General features: G+C 48.5%; 16 protein-coding genes. 3 read left to right on the top strand and 13 right to left on the bottom strand.

Annotated elements, in window-relative coordinates:
- The 4 genes from H7F31_RS20230 to H7F31_RS20215 all read right to left on the bottom strand — a co-directional run bounded on the left by H7F31_RS20230 (position 1) and on the right by H7F31_RS20215 (position 6,533).
- The gene (locus H7F31_RS20230) at positions 1 to 2,016 is read right to left on the bottom strand and encodes a GxGYxYP domain-containing protein (protein WP_187100253.1); all 2,016 of its coding nucleotides are present in this window, start codon (positions 2,014 to 2,016) and stop codon (positions 1 to 3) included.
- Between the two features lie 64 nt (positions 2,017 to 2,080).
- Positions 2,081 to 4,462, bottom strand: a complete 2,382-nt coding sequence (locus H7F31_RS20225; RefSeq protein ID WP_187100252.1) for a GxGYxYP domain-containing protein — start codon at positions 4,460 to 4,462, stop codon at positions 2,081 to 2,083.
- Positions 4,463 to 4,468: 6 nt separating this feature from the next.
- Positions 4,469 to 5,512 carry a zinc-dependent alcohol dehydrogenase gene (locus H7F31_RS20220; protein WP_187100251.1) on the bottom strand — a complete coding sequence of 348 codons (1,044 nt, stop codon included), beginning with the start codon at positions 5,510 to 5,512 and terminating at the stop codon, positions 4,469 to 4,471.
- Between the two features lie 4 nt (positions 5,513 to 5,516).
- Positions 5,517 to 6,533, bottom strand: a complete 1,017-nt coding sequence (locus tag H7F31_RS20215) for a Gfo/Idh/MocA family protein (protein WP_187100250.1) — start codon at positions 6,531 to 6,533, stop codon at positions 5,517 to 5,519.
- Positions 6,534 to 6,969: 436 nt separating this feature from the next.
- On the opposite strand from H7F31_RS20215, the gene H7F31_RS20210 reads away from it, so the two are divergent.
- Positions 6,970 to 8,097, top strand: a complete 1,128-nt coding sequence (locus H7F31_RS20210) for a GntR family transcriptional regulator (RefSeq protein ID WP_187100249.1) — start codon at positions 6,970 to 6,972, stop codon at positions 8,095 to 8,097.
- A 193-nt stretch (positions 8,098 to 8,290) separates the two neighbouring features.
- Here H7F31_RS20210 and H7F31_RS20205 read toward each other — a convergent pair whose 3' ends face one another.
- The 7 genes from H7F31_RS20205 to H7F31_RS20175 form a co-directional block, all read right to left on the bottom strand.
- Positions 8,291 to 9,022 carry a ZIP family metal transporter gene (locus H7F31_RS20205; protein ID WP_087568550.1) on the bottom strand — a complete coding sequence of 244 codons (732 nt, stop codon included), beginning with the start codon at positions 9,020 to 9,022 and terminating at the stop codon, positions 8,291 to 8,293.
- Between the two features lie 235 nt (positions 9,023 to 9,257).
- Entirely contained in the window at positions 9,258 to 10,004 is a 747-nt protein-coding gene (gene hisA, locus H7F31_RS20200) for a phosphoribosylformimino-5-aminoimidazole carboxamide ribotide isomerase (protein WP_187100248.1), read from the bottom strand.
- A gap of 77 nt (positions 10,005 to 10,081) precedes the next feature.
- Positions 10,082 to 10,441 carry a VOC family protein gene (locus H7F31_RS20195; RefSeq protein ID WP_187100247.1) on the bottom strand — a complete coding sequence of 120 codons (360 nt, stop codon included), beginning with the start codon at positions 10,439 to 10,441 and terminating at the stop codon, positions 10,082 to 10,084.
- Positions 10,442 to 10,485: 44 nt separating this feature from the next.
- Positions 10,486 to 11,283, bottom strand: coding sequence for a GNAT family N-acetyltransferase (locus tag H7F31_RS20190; RefSeq protein ID WP_261800068.1), 798 nt, complete (start codon positions 11,281 to 11,283; stop codon positions 10,486 to 10,488).
- The gene (gene fosB / locus H7F31_RS20185; RefSeq protein WP_187100245.1) at positions 11,273 to 11,698 is read right to left on the bottom strand and encodes a metallothiol transferase FosB; all 426 of its coding nucleotides are present in this window, start codon (positions 11,696 to 11,698) and stop codon (positions 11,273 to 11,275) included. The genes H7F31_RS20190 and fosB overlap by 11 nt, the downstream gene beginning before the upstream one ends.
- Before the next feature lie 284 nt (positions 11,699 to 11,982).
- Entirely contained in the window at positions 11,983 to 12,915 is a 933-nt protein-coding gene (locus H7F31_RS20180; RefSeq protein ID WP_187100244.1) for a serine hydrolase domain-containing protein, read from the bottom strand.
- A gap of 39 nt (positions 12,916 to 12,954) precedes the next feature.
- Positions 12,955 to 13,215, bottom strand: a complete 261-nt coding sequence (locus H7F31_RS20175) for a hypothetical protein (RefSeq protein WP_187100243.1) — start codon at positions 13,213 to 13,215, stop codon at positions 12,955 to 12,957.
- A gap of 211 nt (positions 13,216 to 13,426) precedes the next feature.
- On the opposite strand from H7F31_RS20175, the gene H7F31_RS20170 reads away from it, so the two are divergent.
- A complete protein-coding gene (locus H7F31_RS20170) occupies positions 13,427 to 14,056 on the top strand; it encodes a DedA family protein (protein WP_187100242.1) in 630 nt (209 codons plus the stop codon).
- Positions 14,057 to 14,128: 72 nt separating this feature from the next.
- On the opposite strand, the gene H7F31_RS20165 is transcribed toward H7F31_RS20170, so the two are convergent.
- On the bottom strand, positions 14,129 to 14,398 hold the full coding sequence (locus H7F31_RS20165; protein ID WP_261800067.1) for a hypothetical protein: 270 nt from the start codon (positions 14,396 to 14,398) through the stop codon (positions 14,129 to 14,131).
- A gap of 218 nt (positions 14,399 to 14,616) precedes the next feature.
- Between H7F31_RS20165 and H7F31_RS20160 the strand changes: the two genes are divergently transcribed.
- Positions 14,617 to 16,029: a hypothetical protein gene (locus H7F31_RS20160; protein WP_187100241.1), complete on the top strand. Its 1,413-nt coding sequence runs from the start codon at positions 14,617 to 14,619 to the stop codon at positions 16,027 to 16,029.
- Here the strand turns inward: H7F31_RS20160 and H7F31_RS20155 are convergent, their stop codons facing one another.
- Positions 16,030 to 16,614, bottom strand: coding sequence for a hypothetical protein (locus H7F31_RS20155; RefSeq protein ID WP_187100240.1), 585 nt, complete (start codon positions 16,612 to 16,614; stop codon positions 16,030 to 16,032).
- Positions 16,615 to 16,748: the final 134 nt, after the last annotated feature.

The following is a 16,748-nucleotide window of genomic DNA, read 5'->3' as shown; positions in this document are numbered from 1 at the left end:
TCAATATAATAATTTTAAAGAATTGTAATATAAAATCATTCCATTTTCGCCTTGCGGATTCCCGCTTTTAAATCGGACATAAAGGGTCTTGGATGGATTGTTAGTCAACCAATCTGCTAAGTCGTTATCCAAAGTAGTCCTGTTCATATTTCCGTTTGCTCTGGCAGCAGCACGCCAGCTGGTGCCATCTTTGGACACATCCACCTCATAATCTCCGCCTAAATCCAACGTAAGCGTAGCTTGCTCAATATCATCCGCCAGGTCGAACTTATAGATCCAGCTGGCATCTCCATCTGCATACCGGTAACCTCCATCCATAGCGGAATGATTATCTTCATACAGGTATAGAGTTTCCGCACTGGAGTTATCGGCCTCGAAGCTGACACCTTCGATGTCCGTGTTCAATTTATCAAGGGTGGCTACGAGATCCTGAGGTTTAAGAAATACATATTTGCCGGGAAAATCCTGTTGCAGCCTGGCCACTTCATCTTTTAAGCGCTCAAAGAACACTGCTTTTCCAGTGTCATCCACACCGTAAAATGCCAGAATCGGGTATAGATTATAAAACACCGGATGCTCGCGATCTTCCGATACGCTGCTCAAAATGCTGTAGATATCCCCGTCCCTCGTAAGCATATTGCCTTGAGACATCGTATAAATTCCATGGTAGGCATTGATCGGCTGAACATCGTCTCCCCGCAAAATTCCCGTCACTCCGCTGCCCGCCAGGCTGTCTACCATCTGTTTGTGGTATACGCTGTTTAAAGGGATCCGCCAAACATTTGCCGTATGAACGCCGGCATCCGTCAGCCACTTCTTGTTTTCATTCAACCAGGTTTCGTACCCATGGATCGAATAATGATTCGGGTAAATAAACTGATAGCCTGACGGGCCCGCTACAAGCTCAATGTTTTCGCCTTTTTCGGCGTACAAGTAATCCAGAATGGGCGAACCCAGCTCACGCAGAACCGGCGCTATGGTAATACCTACGGGAACATCGCCCTTGGCCGGATCCTGAAAATAATCCATCAGCTGCTGCGCATATTGCAGGTTGTCGCCGTCGCTCGCCGTGATGGATACATAAACCTTTCCGGGTTCTGCCTTAACAGCTACTCCGGCTGGCTGGGTATAGATTTTGTTCTTGAAGCTCGACCAGACGCTGCCGTTGGAGAAAAAATCAGAGACCACGTACCCGACCCCAAGGGGATTGGTGTATTCGTTCAGGTCATCCGCATTCGGGGCATAGCCCAACACAGCTGTACCGGGCTGGTAGCCTCCCTCTTGAATGATGTGTTTCATCGCCTCGTATTCGTCAGGATTGCGGGGGTCCAGGTAGAAGGTGAAGGATTTGCTTGCTACCGCGTAATCAAAGATGTTCCACGGATAACCTACCCAATCCGGCAATCGCAAACCGGCAGAAAACAAAATTCGTTTGTCCAGAGAGGGCATAAGATGTTCGACCGCCCATTTATACGCATCGACTCGACCCTTCCAATTGGAGCGAATGTCTTCGACCGTTTGGTTTCCAAACTCTGAAATCAGGCTGCTTCGGATCCCGTCCGTTACAGGCAAACCAGCCTCCAAAGCCCCTTTCATCAAGGCAATGTTGAAGGTCCAATCTTTGCTGCCCTCCCATACGATGAGCTTGTCGATCAAGGATTGATAATCTCTGTACATTGTTCTTAGTCCGGGGTTGCTTCCTGCGACCAAGGTGACAGGCGTATAGCTTTTCCCGCTTTGATCCAGCCACAATTGGTCAAGATTCTTTTCTCTGGTCAATACATAAACTTCGGCCGAGCTCTGGTTAATCAGCCCCTGCAACGTCAAGGCTGCCAGCTTGGCTTCAGCCGAATCGTTCCGGATGTCATAGACATGCAGCGTGTCAGCTGATTCCATCTTGGGAAACGTGCTGCCTGCTGACTGTGTATTTCTAATCTGCAGCGCTACTATTGCACCTGCCAGGATAACCATACATAACAAACCAAGCGCGATTGTTATATGCCATTTCTTCAACATCCTATTTCTCCCCCCAAAAACGGCAAAATAGATGCAGAACTGTCACGGATAGCGTTCGGCCAACTCAAGTAGATACATTAAGATGGTACAAGCTTGGTCCATGCCCATCCAACGGGCTTCCATCCCTAAATTTCACATAAACGATTTTGGACGGATTACTGGCTAACCATCCGCTTAAGTTGCTGGTCACCGTAGTCCTGCTTAAATTGCCATTGGCATTGGCGGCAGTGATCCAGTTGATTCCATCACTGGACACATCGACTACGTAATTGCCGGCTATATCCATGGAAAGCGTCGCGTCTGTCACATCGTCAGTCAAATCAAATTTATAAACGATGACCCTGTCTTCGTCGGCATAACGATGATCGTTGTCAATCGAACCTGTATTTTGAACAATGAACTGGTTATCCAGATAGCTTGGAGTCGTCAGGGAAATGTCGCTTATCTCCGATGACAGCGTAAGATGGTACAAGCTCGGTCCATTTCCATCCAACGGGCTTCCATCAGTAAATTTGACATAGATGATTTTTGATGGATTGTTAATCAACCACCCGCTTATGTCGCTTTCCACCGTAGTTCTGTTTATATTGCCGTTAGCCCTGGCAGCACCACTCCAATTCGTGCCATCCTTGGATATGTCCACTTCATAATCTCCGCCAATATCCAAAGTGAGAGTAGCTCGATCAACATCATCCGCGAGATCGAATTTATAGACCCAGCTTGTATCGCCATCTGCAAATCTATGACCGTTATCAAGATTGGAAAATTGATCTTCATAGATATGGAGCGTCTCTTTATCCGAGTTGTTGGCCGCAAAGCTGACGCCTCGGATGTCCGTGTTCAACTGGTCAATGGTGGCTACGATATCCTGAGGTTTAAGAAATACATATTTGCCGGGAAAGTCTTGCTGCAGCCTGGCTACCTCATCTTTTAAGCGTTCAAAGAACACTGCCTCTCCATTGGCGTCCATGCCGTAATAAGCCAATATAGGGTACAGATTGTGAAAAACAGGCTGGGAAGCATCTGCGGATACATTACTCAAAATGTTATAGATATCTCCGTCGTTCATGAGCATATTGCCTTGAGACATTGTATAAATACCATGGTAGGCATTAATCGGCTGGACATCGTCTCCCCGCAAAATCCCCGTCACTCCGCTGCCCGCCAGGCTGTCTACCATCTGTTTGTGGTACACGCTGTTTATCGGCATGCGCCATACATTTGCGGTATGAATCCCCGTTTCCGTCAACCATTTTTTGTTGTTATCCAACCATGCCTCGTATCCGCTGCTCGAATAATGATCCGGGTAAATAAACTGATAGCCTGACGGGCCCGCTACAAGCTCAATGTTATTGCCTTTTTCGGCGTACAAGTAATCCAGGATTGGCGAACCCAGCTCACGCAGAACCGGCGCAATGGTAATACCTACGGGAACATCGCCCATAGCCGGATCCTGGAAATAATCAATCAGTTGCTGAGCGTATTGCAGGTTGTCGCCGTCGCTCGCCGTGATGGACACATAAACCTTGCCAGGTTCTGCCTCGACAGCCGCTCCGGCTGGCTGGGTATAGGTCTTGTTCTTAAAGCTTGACCAGACGCTTCCATTGGAATAGAAATCAGAGACCACGTACCCGACCCCCAGGGGATTGGTGTATGCGTTCAGGTCATCCGAATTCGGGGCATAACCCAGCACTGACGTACCCGGCGGGTATCCTCCCTCTTGGATGATATGTAACAACACATCATATTCGTCAGGATTGCGAGGATCCAGATAGAAAGTGAAGGATTTGCTCGCTACCGCGTAATCAAAGATATTCCACGGATAACCTACCCAATCGGGCAATCGCAGACCGGCAGAAAACAAAATTCGTTTGTCCAGGGAGGGCATAAGATGATCGACCGCCCATTCGTACGCATCGACTCGGCCATTCCAATTGGAGCGAATGTCTTCGACCATTTGGCTTCCAAACTCTGAAATCAGACTGCTCCGGATACTGTCCGTTACAGGCAAACCTGCCTCCAAGGCTCCTTTCATCAAGGCAATGTTGAAGGTCCAGTCTTTGCTGCCCTCCCATACGATAAGCTTGTCGATCAACGTTTGATAATCTCTGTACATCGTTCTTAGCCCGGGGTTGCTTCCAGTGACCAAGGTGACAGGCGTATAACTTTTCCCGCTTTCATCCAGCCACAATTGGTCAAGATTCTTTTCTCTCGTCAATACATAAACTTCGGCCGAGCTCTGGTTAATCAACCCTTGCAACGTCAATGCAGCCAGCTTTGCTTCAGCCGAATCGTTCCGGATGTCATAGACATGCAGCGTGTCAGCCGATTCCATCTTGGGAAACGTGCTGCCTGTCGCCAGTGCGCTCTCCGCCTGCAAGGTTATCGATGTTGTCGCCGCCATAATAAGTGCCAGGGCCAAGGAGACCACTCGCCTTTTCAACATGGTTATTCAACCTCCCTTATTCGATTTCATATCCGTTTCCGGCACCACCACGACTTTAACGATCTTGCCCTTATCTTCTTTGCACAATGTCATTGCCTCTTGGATATCATTCAGGGGCAGACGATGGGATATAATGATGTCGGAAGGAATAGTGCCATTTTTCAGCATGTTTAATACAATCGGATAATATAGGGCTGGACTGGCGAAGCTGGACCGCAGTTGAAGCTTTCTATAATGAAAATCGTTTGCATCAAATTGAATCGTTCCGGAGCCTGCCCCTATGCCAATGTAGGAGATGATTCCCCCATAGGCTAACAAAGAAATCGCCTCCGGAATAATCGAGACGGGGGCGGTTACCAGTACCCGATCAAACTGCCGGTGCAGTTCTTCATGCTCGATTAGAGAACGGTCCGTTGCCAGTACTTCTGCACCCAAAACCGCTGCTGCTTCCAGTCGGGCTTGATTTCTGGTTCGGCCTATACACACCACTTCAACTGCGCCGCTTCGCAGCGCCATCGGAATGGCCATTAATCCAATGGGTCCCGGTCCGATTACACAAACGCGATCACCATGTTGAATATCCGCTGTTTTGACCATATCAAGCGCAACGCCTGCCGGTTCCGCCAAGCTGGCCGCTTCGGGCGTCAGCCCTTCATAGCGAACCACGCCGCAAGCCGGAGCAAACATGTATTCGCTGAATCCCATAGAAGGCCCTGCATGCCAAAAATGCGGCGCTTTATTACACAAATCCACTCTGCCTTTCCGGCACAAGTCACATCTCCCGCAAAATCCAGCCGACTCCAAAACGACGCGATCGCCGACATTCAAGCCTTCGCAATTACTGCCCAGCCCATGAATAACTCCGGCTATTTCATGACCGAATGGCTGCCAATCCGCCGTTCCTTCGGCTGCATTGCTCAAATCTGTACCACAAATGCCACATGCCTCAACTCGTATCAACACATGGCCATCCGGTATTTCATTAGGCAAATCTATAGTCCGTAATGTGCATTGCCAGGGCGACTTTAAGTAGGCGGTTCTAATTAACATGACATTATTCTCCTGTCTGTCGGGCGGCAGCAAAGATATCATCAATTAATTGATCAACAGCGAAGGCCTCTTGCGCCGTAGCCAAAGCGACCGCTTCTCCCGACAACGCTTTTTCGATTAAGCGATATTCTTCCTGGAAGTTATCCACCATGCCCGCATTAAACGACTCTTTCGTTTTTATCGATTCATCCCACAATTCAGCTACCGGCGATTCATACTGCGGACGCTCCCACAGTGTGGTATGAAGCGTACTTAATCCCGTTTCGCCGCGAAGTTCGATGAGCTCATCCCATCCGTTCTCCCTTTTTCCAACGCCGAACAAGGGAAGCCACCCGCACTCGACAGTTACTGTCGCCCCATTCTCCATCTCCAGCAGCGCATGGGTCATCTGATCCACTTTTGGATAACAGCCTTCCTGGTATTGCATGCGCGCAGCCAGTACCTTCTTTACCGGTCCTGCCAAATAGAGCAGCAAATCCAGCATGTGGCTGCCTGAATTAACGAACACCCCGTCCAATGCCGCATTTGGAGATTGGGCAAGCTGGTTTCTTATGATTGACCAACTCGAACTTGGCATGGGATGATACACCCTGACCAATCCGCTTCGCATCGTTCCAATTCGCGCTACATAATCTCTAAACTTCTGCACCGTTGGGTGCACCCGCTTCATGTAGCCAACAAAAAATGGCTGTCCGTTTTGCTCGACAAGCTCAACGAGTTGTCTGGACTGTTGCGCTGAGCGAGTCATCGGTTTTTCACATAGAACAGCATGCCCCGCTTTTACAGCAGCCATTGCAACATCAAAATGAAAAGCGTTTGGAACCGCGACCGTCACTAAATCCGCTTTCTCTGCCAACAGCTCATCCGTATTCGTTGTCCAGCGGCAGCCATAGTTATCTGCCAATTGCCGTGCCGCCTTCTCATTAAAATCCGCAATAATTCCCAATTCATAGCCCAAAGCCTTTATGGACCGTGCGTGGTAATCCGCAATGTTGCCAGCCCCAATAATATTCACTTTCATAGTTCGTACCTTTCCTCTCCCTTGAAATGATTCCTGGCCCCTTAATCCATGTCTGAAAATGAAAGTATCCTTCATCTTGCAACCGCTTACCAAAACGATATTGATCACTTCCACATTACAAGATACGCGCCTCCCTCCCCTCTTCCCCAAAATAACCAAAATCAAGCTCTGGCTAGTCAAGCAATTCTGCTCTTCACCATCCTATATTTCATATTGTAATATGTCAATATAATATTTGGCTTTTTGAAAAACTTTGTTATAATAAAATAGGCAAACACCTCTCTGATTCAACTCTTGTTTTCAAAAAGTTTTTATCGATAAGGGGGCCCAAGCTTCGTAGCGAAGTATTATGTATGGAACTTTATTAAGAAAGATGATAATATCATATAATAATATGCTTTTAGGTTTTCCTACTATTTAGTCGGAAGGGATAAATATGAAAAGCCAACAAAAAAACAAACCGCTTTACATTCAAATCAGAGAATATATAAAAAATCAGATTGACATAGGCGCTCTTAAACCAGAAGATCAAATCCCTACAGAAACGGATCTGACTAATCAATTTCAAGTCAGTCGGATTACCATCAAGACAGCGCTAAGACATCTTGTGGACGAAGGCCTGATTTATCGCGTGGCAGGCAAAGGCTCTTTTGTTTCCTCGCCTAAGCTTCAACCGACGAGACAAGAAGGAGTCTTGGATTACCAAGTTAATAAAATCGGTTTTTTGATGCCTGCAATCGGAGATGTCCTAAGCATCCAGTTATTACGAGGCATCGAAGAGGTGTGCCGGGATGAAGGGATCATTTTGATGGTTCAATCCGTTTTGACGCAGTCTGAAGAACGTGCCGCCATCCGCCAAATGATTGAAGCCGGTGCAAATGGATTAATTATCTTTCCCGTTGATGGAGAAGCTTACAGTGATGAAATACTGAGGCTTAAATCGGAGCAGTTCCCCTTTGTCCTGGTCGATCGCTATCTCCCTGGCATTAAAACAAATGCGGTCTACTCCGACAACTATGATGGCGGGCAGATCGGCACCGATTACCTGGCCAAACTGGGCCATCAGCATATTGGTATTTTGTCTTTCACCAAATCCAAGACATCCAGCTCGGAAGACCGGTTTCGTGGTTATCTGGATGCAGCCCAAAAAAATAAGCTTAAACTTGAAACCAATTATTGGTTGACCCAATTTGATGATATCTCTTATCAGGACGAAGACAGCATGAAAGAAATGATAGAAGAGTGGCTGCAAAAAGAACAAGAAATTACTGCCGTTTTCACCTTTTCTCCGCAAACAGCCATTTATCTTGCCATGATGGCAGGCAAACTTGGCAAGAGAATTCCCGAGGATCTCGCGATCCTCTGCTTTGATCATCCCCAAATCAGAAATTTGGACAATGATTACTTCAGTTGGATCGAACAAAACTTTGAGCTGATTGGCACTGAAGCCGTTAAACTGTTACTGAAAACCATTCGAGACCCCTCCACCCTGGAGCAAATCGTTATCCCGGTATCGCTGCACGAGAGACAAACCACGCAAATTTTCACAAGAAGTCAAAGATGAAACAAAAAAACGCAAGTTCCGGGACCGCTTCAGCCCGAAACTCGCGTTTTTTATTTATACTTAATCACATTAAATAAAATCACTAGTCGCAATTGTTTGCATAATAATTATTACGTTATCGAACATCAGTATATTAACATATAATTTATTATGTAAACTTTTAAGTGGTTGAAGGACAACCCAAAGGTTATCCTTATCCGAAGAAATGACTAATGTAGATCATAAGCAGCAATCCCAATATAAACGAATAAGTAGCAGACCTTTCGAAGCCATGTCCATGCGATTCCGGGATCAGTTCCTTATACACGATAAACAGCATCGCTCCGGAAGCGAATGCCAGGCCATACCCGATTAATGCGTTGATATAGCTCGCCGTAAAGTAGCCCGCAATCGCCGATACGACCTCCATAAGTCCGGTTAACGTGACGATAAGCATCAGCTTGAGCTTGCTTACATTGGATCTTGTCAAAAATACGGCCAAAACCAGCCCCTCAGGCATATTCTGCGCCCCGATCGCAATGGCTACCATGGGTCCCAGCCCTTCATTCGCGCTCGCGTAGCTGAACCCCGTGCTTAACCCTTCCGGTATGTTATGGATAAATAACGCAAACATAACGAGCAGAGATTTCGAATCGAAGGAGCTGACATATTTTTTTTGCTCAACGTCGATATGAGGAATGGATTTCTCAATCCAATCGAGCGCCACGACGCCCAGTATAAGCCCAATCGTGAGCTGGATCAGCCCCGATTCCTTAAGTGCCTGCGGGAGCAGACCGAACATCGATGCCGATACCATAATTCCGGCTGTAAAGGCGACCAGTATATCCTTCCAGCGCTCGGACAATGATCGAACGAATAACAACGGCACCGCCCCTAGAACGGTGGCCATTGCGGAGATAAAGCTGCCTAGCAGCGCGGCGGTCATTCGGAATCCCTCCTGTTTACGAATAAATACGATTAAGCCTATTTAAAGAGATCCCTTCCCTTACGATCCCGATTTTACCATCGTTTCACATTATAATGCACTCGATACCCTTTGTCATGCAGAAAGTCCGAAAAAGCCGAGTTCCTCTACGGGAACGTCGGCTTCCTGGTGTTAAGAACTTCTATTAATGTATTGCGGCAATCCTATTCTTATGACTTAACGAGATTATGAAACATCAACGTCCGAACCGCACCACATCTTCATACGGCAAGGAGCCGCCGAATATATCCAGCGCGCTGCCGATAGTCAAATCCAGCTTGCCGCCGGATAAATCGCGGAATTGCTCCATATCGGCAATGGATCTGGCTCCGCCCGCATACGTAGTCGGAATGGAGGTCCACTTTGCCAGATCGGTTACCAAGCTTTGTTGAATCCCGCCCTGCTTTCCTTCCACATCTACAGCATGTACGAGGAATTCGTCGCAATACTGCTCCAGATAACGGATATTGTCCGCATTGACCTCGAAGTCGCTGAAGAGCTTCCACTGATTCGTAACCACGTACCACTTGCCGTCTTTCTGCTTGCAGCTTAGATCGATGACGAGCTTGTCCTTGCCGGCTTCGCTAACGATTCGGGACAAGTTGTCTTCATCCAATCTGCCATCCCGGAAAATATAGGACGTTACAATAACATGGGTCGCTCCTTGCTCCAGATAAAGAGCGGCATTGTCGGCTTTAATGCCGCCTCCGATCTGCAGGCCGTTCCGGTACCGGTTAAGTGCCGTTATGGCTGCAGCTTCGTTGCCTGGGCCGAGCATGATAACATGTCCGCCTGTCAGAGCGTCTCGTTTGAACAACTCGGCGTAATAGCCCGAATCGTATGTGGAGACGAAGTTTTCGACGATGACGCCCTCTGTTAACGTCTCGCCTACAATCTGCTTCACTTTGCCGTCATGTAGATCGATACAAGGTCTGAATTTCACGGATAACCCTCGATTCTTTCTGTTGTTCTGCTCGTGCTGCCCTTATTGTGACACACACCTTTATGGTAAGCAATACATTAATCGATCTTGCAGATCATTAGATGGTTTCCGTCTGGATCCTGGAATCCGAACCAATGGCCGTTTTCAATGCCGGTTGTCAGCGTTACTCCCTTTTCCTTCATATAGGAAAAAGCCTCATCAATATCGTCCGTGTCAAAATGAAACATCGGCGTCTTAAACACGTTCTCAGGCGTATACACTTTGCTATCCAATACGATATTTTGTCCGCTTTGCATGGAGATACAGCACAAATGGCCTGAGATAATATCCATACTTGGCTCCATCCCCAACAATTCGCAATACCAGGCTCTTCCCGCTTCAATATCGCTCACGGGTACAAAAATGCCGCTTATCCGATTAAGTATAGGACTTTGCATAAAAGGAAAGCCTCCGTAAAGTGTCATAATATTAGTTATGTCAACTAAAGTTTGGACCAAGTGGATCGAGTCATGCCGATCCTCATGCCAACCCGTTCCATATTGCGATGGCTTGCAGATCCATATGCGCATTGTGCAACAACAAGACTGCATCCAAGCTGACGAGCAAGAAGCAGACGACCCTTGAGAATAGCGGTATGAAGACCTTTAGCCCGCTCCTCCGGCAATGTAGCCGCGAAGGTAAATGAAGCCACTCCGTTCTTCACGAACATAACGCCTACAGAAGCAGCCCGTCCATCTACAAGGCCTATCCGATAATGCCAGCCTGGTCTGTCATGAAGCAATCGGTTATTATCCACGACGTGATCCCTTCCGGTGATGGAAAGTCCTGTACCCAGACAATGAATGTCACCATAGGTTGACCATTCGTCATCCGACAGCTCTCGGACTTCGATCTTGTCATCGGGTAAGCGTGCATCCGACTCCTTAACCGAATCCTTATACATGGATACATGGAAGCCGGATTGGTAGAACCCCCGCTTAGCGAGTAGCTTTAATGTATCGGCTTCATAAAGACTTGGCGCGATTTGAAGCTCCGGCTGACGACCTCGTTCCTCATGGAACGAGATTACTTTTTCAACATCATCGGGGGACAATCGCCCCTTTACATGATTGAATAGCGACCATGGCATACTCCGACTGTAATAAGCGATGGCATTGTCCAATCGCAGCATCTCGACTCCCATAGGGTTGCCCGGCTGCTCCAGCATAGCCGTCATCCGGTCCGACATATAATCCATCTCGGACTGTACCAGTGCCTTTACGCGTTCGTCAGGATTCATCATAAAACTCCATATGACTCATATCCGCTTTGTAGTAGGCAAGCCGATCGTTTAATGTTCCGGTATGCAATTCGAACATATGACCGTCCGGATCGAGGAAGTAGATCGACTTTTTGTCCCGATCATCCCTTGGCCGCCCTGCGAACAACTCAACTTCCAGCGCTTCAAGCCGCCTGACTTCGTTGTCGTATTCTTCTTCCGCAATCGTAAACGCAATATGCGTATACGTGCGAACATTGTGATGCCGTTCGATATCTTCTTGATTAAGCGCGATCCATAATCCGTTAAACTCGAAATAAGCTAGCTTCCTTCCTTTTACTTTCAGCTTCGCGTCGAACACATGTTGATAGAAGGAGATAGATCGTTCAAGATCCGTGACTGAAAAACATAAATGGTTGATAGAATGTACGTTCATCGCTATTAATCTCCATTTCTAAAGAAAACAACCCAGCCCAAGATCAGCTATTCTCTCTTAGGTTGGGTTTTGTGTCGCTTGGCAGCTTCCATGATTATACAACTTTTGTAGCCAGCGTTAAAGCCCTATTCTTTGCCAATCACTAGTTTTGGGTAATTCTGACTAATATCGTACAATTGTCATCGTAATTCGAACATGTCGGACATCATTCGACGAATCGGTTTGGCAACTGACGACAGGAACGAAAGCCGATTGATGACAACGTTAGAACTTGTTAGGACTAACTAGGTCCGGAGCAGCGCCGGAAGAATAATGTCAAATATCAGCTTGCGCGACCAGATCGCTTCATTACGCTTCGTAATCCGTTTGCGCACCATAATGACCGTATCCAATTCCGGCACGATCATTAAATATTGGCCGCCATGGCCGAAAGCGAAGTAACCATCGGCTACGCCGTTATGGTTGGATGGCGTACACCACCAATGATACCCGAAGCCGCCGTAGATCGGGGGCTCGTAATGCAATAAGGCACGATGATGCATGGTCGTTGAATCCGATATCCACGATGTGGACAGAATCCGCTTGCCATCCCATAGGCCCTCCTTCAAATAAAGGACCCCGAACTTCACCAGATCGTTTCCTGTCAGCGCAAGTCCCGTCCCGCCCTCGCTAATGCCTCCCCGCTCCGACCACTTTGCCGCGCGGAATCCAAGCGGCTCGAACAGATGCTCCCTCGCATATTGGAGAGCAGACTTCCCAGTCGCTTCCGTCAGAATCGCAGATAAAAGATGCGATCCGCCTGAGTTGTATGTAAAAGCATGCCCCGGTAAATGTACTAGGGGCTGATTTAACGCATAGGCGACGGGATCCCTGGATTTGCGCAGCTCCCAATAAGGCTTGTCGAAATCCGGCCATTCGAATCCAGGCGTCATGGTAAGCAATTGTTTTATCGTGATTTGCCCCCAAGAGTCGTCCCCGCCGCCTGCTGCATATCGCTGGAACCACCTGCCAATGGGTTCATCTACTCCCGGCAAGTCACCTCTGTCGATGGCGATACCGATTAGCGCCGATAATACGCTTTTGGTGCACGAATAGAGCGGTCCGATGGCGTCCTCGCCCCCCTCGTGCCACTCTGTCTCCTTTCGATCTCCTTTATGGACGATTACCGAAGTGATTTGCCAATCTCTCCATTGCCCCTTTTCGAGTAAGTAAGACATGATAGCGCTCCTGTATGTAAATGTTGTCATTTTATTCGTTCAAATACCTGCAGCAGCTTGCTTTTTCTGAAAATTCGTTGTTTCTTGCCCCATTTGACTGCGCAAACATTGCTTGAGAATATAGGGCCTTCGATTCCGCGCATCCAGTATCCAAAATTCGTTATCCTGAAATAAAGCCGTTAACGCCCTCTTGGCGACGTCACAAGCAGCCTGCTCGTTATCCGTCAGGGACAAACATATTGTATATACAATAGGCTCAATCTCTCTAAGCTCTGCCACCTTTTGCTGGAATGCATACATCTCGACGTTCTCTCCCTCGGAACTCCCAATTCGCTATTTTCTATGTTAGCGCAACAGCCGTCGAAAATAGTTACGAAATGGTTAAAGAGTGAAACGCCGACCGCTCAGGAGACGTAAGTAAGGTTCTCAGGCCTTCGAAATTGTGATAACTTATAATTATAGACTGTACGAATATCAAACGAGTGATGTTCAGAAAGCGAGCAAATGCCATATGGGCTATGATTTATTATTATCTATAATTGAACAACTCGGTTATGTCGCGCTGTTCCTGGTGTTATGTCTGGGTCTGATCGGCTTGCCGATCCCGAACGAAGCCGTTGTAATGACGGGAGGCGCTCTTGCCTTCTCAGGCGTATTATCTCCCGTTCCCGCCTTTATCATGACTTGCCTGGGCATATGTTCGGCCATGAGCTTCGGTTACAGCATCGGACGATTCGCTGGCGCCAGACTCGCCAACTGGTTCCGCAAGCGCAAAAATATCGGAGCCTTTATCGACCGTTCCGAGGAGCTGAGCCATCGATTCGGCGGATATGCGATCAGCATCAGCTTATGCTTGCCGTTCCTGCGACACGTGACTCCTTATGTAATGGGCATGAACAAAATGAAGTACGGCCGCTTCGCGTTATTTGCTTATCCCTCTGCGTTCGTTTGGACGATGATCTACTTCCTCATCGGAGGTTTCGTCGGCGACCAGGTTCAGCATATTGCGGATGTCATCTACCGGTATGGCATTTGGATCATTGTAGCGCTTGCCATTGTCGCGGCTGCTTACTTCGTGTACCGTGTCCAGAAGCGCAACAAGGTCCGAGGCCAAGATTCCTCCATCGAACGTCAGATGTAAAAAAAGAAGCCTCTGCAAAGCTCGAGAATGGCAATCAGCCGTTCCCGGCAAGCAGAGGTTTCTTCGTTTTCGTTATGCTTCCAGCTTGCTCTTTGCCGTTTGAATCAGGTAATCGAACAATTCGTCATCCTCTTCCAATTCGTCCTCCAGCGCCAGAAGCTGCTCCTCGTTACCCGAATTGTGCAAGAAAAACAACCCGTACCCCCAATCCGAACCGCGTTTGCTTTGCAAGGCGATCTCATATTCGTTGTCGTGGCCCTCTACGCTAAATTGCACTTTGCCTACAAAACCATCCTCTTTGGAATGAGTCATCGAAGCGTCGATAATGAAGATCTGCAACATATGTATATCCCTTCCTTTCCCTACATCCGGTGCTGTCTGCTAAGTAGAATAGCACAGCTGTCATCGCCTGTGCAACAATGGCTGCTTCCCAATTGAGAGGCTGCGTCCGGCAAGGAACCACAGGCGATACTTGGATGAACGCCTACCCTCCCGTCTGCATACTGTACACTACGGCAGCGCCTGCAGGCTGTCGCAATTCGTCGGGAGGATGAAGAGGCATGGTTATCGAACTGACTGCACTGCATTGGGTCTATCTGGCCTTCATCGTTGCGATCATCGGCTTTATGCTGATGCGCAAGGACACTACGCTCGTCTGCATCGCGGGCATACTCGGCATCGGCATATTGGCGACGGTGTCGATCGACGGTTCCGTGAGCGGTATTTTTAACAGTTTTATTTATGCCATTAAGGAATTGCTCGGTACGATTCTCATCATATCCGTGATCGTTGCATTAAGCCGGATTCTCATTCGAACCGGAATTAATGAAATTATGATTGCTCCGTTCACACGATTCTTGAAAACGCCAACACTCGCCTTCTGGGGTATCGGCATCATCATGTTCACCGTATCGTTATTTTTTTGGCCTTCTCCGGCGGTGGCGTTAATAGGCGCTGTCCTGTTGCCCGTCGCGATGAGAGTAGGGTTGCCTGCTCTTGGCGCTGCGGTGGCGATGAACTTGTTCGGTCATGGCATCGCGTTGTCCGGCGACTATATTATACAAGGCGCTCCCGGGCTGACAGCCGGCGCTGCGGGCATTCATGTCGACGAAGTGATGCTTGCGAGCATTCCGCTGGTTATCGTCATGGGCGTCGTAACGACGGTGACCGCTTTCTGGATGATGCGTCGCGATCAACGTCTGGGTCGCTGGAATGATGGCTTAATTGCGTCTGTGGATACAAGTGGTTCTGGCGAAAACAGCAATGAAGCGGTTGACCGCGAATTGTTGTCGCTGGTGACGAGGCGGTGGCTTGCGGTTATCATCCCGCTCCTGTTCGCGCTTAATGTAGTCGCGATGTTCTTGCTGAATCTGCAGGGAGGCGATGCAACGGCGCTTATTGGCGGCACGTCGATTCTGATTATGCTTGCCATTACCATGTTGGCGCATCGGGGCAAAGGGCTGGAGAAAACAACGGGGTATTTGATCGAAGGTTTTGTATTCGGCTTCCGTGTGTTCGGACCCGTCATTCCAATCGCGGCGTTCTTTTATCTGGGCGACGCCGGCTTTTTCTCTTTGTTCGGCGAGAAGCTTCCTGAGGCATCTGCCGGTATTGTCAACGATCTTGGCGTCGCGCTTGCAGCGGAAGTTCCCTTAAACGGTACGATCGGAGCGATCACATTGACTGTTGTAGGGGCTATTACCGGGCTTGACGGTTCGGGATTTTCCGGAATATCGCTTGCCGGCTCCGTCGCTGCGCTGTTCGGTCACGCACTCGGATCGGGCGTTGCCACGTTGACCGCGCTCGGGCAAGTCGCGGCTATCTGGGTAGGCGGAGGGACTATCATTCCTTGGGCGCTCATTCCTGCCGCAGCGATTTGCGGCGTCAGCCCTTTCGAGCTGGCACGCCGCAATTTGAAGCCTGTATTGATTGGTCTGGCTGTAACAACGCTAGTCGCGATTTTCTTGATTTAATTACTTTTGCCGCTTGATACGCAACCCTGCGTAGATAGCTGCTGCTAATACCACGATAAGACCGAGCAATATCATCACTTGACTAATACCGAATGCTCCCGCTCCATCCTCTCCCGATGAAGGCTTTGGAGGAATCGAACCGCTGCCGAGCTCTGCCAGATCGGAGCCGCCGGCTGACGTCAATGTCGTCCGGCTGCACAAGCTGACCTCCAGCGAGTCACCCGTCCCTCTCGCGTACACGATATATCGCTGTCCCTCTTGGAATTCAAAGCCGCAGCTTGCGCTGCTCTGCGCAGAGGTTACTGTAATTCGGGGAGCAACCTTTCCCTTCCATACTTCATGGGCTTCAAACGTCCATGTGACGGGATCGGCCGACGATTGGCTGAAGCTGAACCACTTCCGCGGCGTATGGCTGGCAACAACCGTTCCGTCGAATACGGCATCATTGCGATTCAGCGCCTCCGACACGGAATCCGATATGGCGCAGCTGCACGCATAGACCGGCTTTGGCGGCAATGCGAGACTGGAAGCCAGAATAATGATGGCGAGGAGCATGGAAATTCCCAAATGTACTCTTTTTCTCATTGTGTCCCCCTTGCTTGTACTCTATTATGAATACCATTCCACTATACAACGAACAAGAATGGTAAAATGTTGCATTCCGCCAGGCAAATTGAAAAGGCTGCCTAACCTTCCCTATTAATAAGGGCAAGTTATGC

This window comes from Paenibacillus sp. PAMC21692 (assembly GCF_014303795.1).
Taxonomy (GTDB): Bacteria; Bacillota; Bacilli; order Paenibacillales; family Paenibacillaceae; genus Pristimantibacillus; species Pristimantibacillus agaridevorans.
The sequence above is the reverse complement of the archived record's forward strand: the minus strand, read 5'-3'. Positions and strand labels throughout refer to the sequence as shown.